The following is a 593-nucleotide window of genomic DNA, read 5'->3' as shown; positions in this document are numbered from 1 at the left end:
GGAGGCGACATAATAGTGCAAAACAAAGTAGATGTATTAGAAGATGATACTCCTGAAATACTTCAAAAAAGGGTATTGGTAGAAGAGCATACAATACTACCAGCAACCGTTATAAAGCTAGCTTCTCAAAGCCATGCAAATAAATAAAAGAGTTAAAAATTTTTAGTATATATTGAAATAATAATTTTTTATTTAATTTTTTTGTTGTTCTTTTTCCCGCAGCAAAAAGAACCAAAAAGTGCCAATATTTTAGTTTTTATATTCTAAAAATACATATTAAATGTAAGATAACTATGATAAATTTCAATATACACTAAAAATTTTGTTATATTCAATCAATCTTCAAAAACATATTTATAGACCTTCTCAGATAGAGATATTCCGTTTTTTAAATAATCTCTATAACAAGCTTCTTTTCTCTCACCCGGTATTGTTATAGGCTTACTTTCATCTAATGGAGGCTCTTTTCTTATATCGTCTATAAATGACTGAACAGTATCCAAATAATCTTCATTATAAACAAAAGGATCAACTACAAGCATAAATGTTGAAAGATTTCTTTTTTTATCCATATCTCCATACATCTTAACCAA

General features: G+C 27.2%; 1 protein-coding gene and 1 pseudogene. One reads left to right on the top strand and one right to left on the bottom strand.

The window, feature by feature from the left end; genetic code table 11:
* Window positions 1–147: pseudogene (locus GQX97_RS14095) on the top strand (phosphoribosylglycinamide formyltransferase); the annotation flags it as partial.
* A gap of 188 nt (window positions 148–335) precedes the next feature.
* On the opposite strand, the gene GQX97_RS14090 reads toward GQX97_RS14095, so the two are convergent.
* Window positions 336–593: Ldh family oxidoreductase (locus GQX97_RS14090; RefSeq protein ID WP_198391268.1), on the bottom strand; the 258-nt coding region annotated here is incomplete at its 5' end.

This window comes from Brachyspira sp. SAP_772, from assembly GCF_009755885.1.
GTDB lineage: Bacteria > Spirochaetota > Brachyspiria > Brachyspirales > Brachyspiraceae > Brachyspira.
The sequence above is the reverse complement of the archived record's forward strand: the minus strand, read 5'-3'. Positions and strand labels throughout refer to the sequence as shown.